This is a genomic window from Paenirhodobacter populi (genome assembly GCF_004022215.1).
In the GTDB taxonomy this organism is placed as follows: Bacteria; Pseudomonadota; Alphaproteobacteria; order Rhodobacterales; family Rhodobacteraceae; genus Rhodobacter; species Rhodobacter populi.
In genome coordinates this window covers 1-519 of the sequence record NZ_SAUZ01000091.1, presented here as the reverse complement: position 1 = coordinate 519, position 519 = coordinate 1, and the positions used below count along the sequence as shown (strand labels likewise).

Genomic DNA, 519 nt, shown 5'->3' with positions numbered 1-519 from the left:
TGACATTCTCACGCCGTTCGATCCATTCGCACCGGGCCAGTTCCAGCACCTGCATCTTGTTGAGCTTCGGGATAGCGGCGAAGTCGAAGCTGTCCAGGCTTTTGACCGCCGGGAACTTCGCGGCCTTAATGCGGCGCTCGACCATCCGCCGTTCCCGATCGATCAGTTCGAGTTCGACAAGCCGTGCCAGGTATCGAACATGGTCCAGCCCTTCCGCCGCGCACTGGCGGGCAAGCTTCTGATGCTCGCGCAGGAAAGTCGGCAGCTTCAGCGCCTTGAGGTGATGGGCGAGCAGGATTTCCGGGGCATCACTCATGCCGCATCCTCCGCGTCGTCCGACAGCAGCCGCATGTAAGACCCGGCTCTGGTCTTTTCGACCGTGGCCTTCGGCAGGTAGGGATAGCAGTCGAGGTCCAGTCGTGGCGGTCGGCGTTCCACCCGGCATAGGAGAAGATGCTTCACCACATCGAAGCTGAGCGCCCCCATCCGGAGGGCCTGCGTTACAGCGACACGCAGATC

1 protein-coding gene and 1 pseudogene are annotated in these 519 nt (G+C 62.0%); both read right to left on the bottom strand.

Annotated features, from left to right (window positions below; genetic code table 11):
• Positions 1 to 316, bottom strand: a 316-nt coding sequence (locus D2T30_RS22955) for an ATP-binding protein (protein WP_164884420.1), incomplete at its 3' end; no start/stop codon positions are given.
• A pseudogene (locus D2T30_RS22950) lies at positions 313 to 519 on the bottom strand (IS21 family transposase); the annotation flags it as partial. The gene D2T30_RS22955 and the pseudogene D2T30_RS22950, both read right to left, overlap by 4 nt.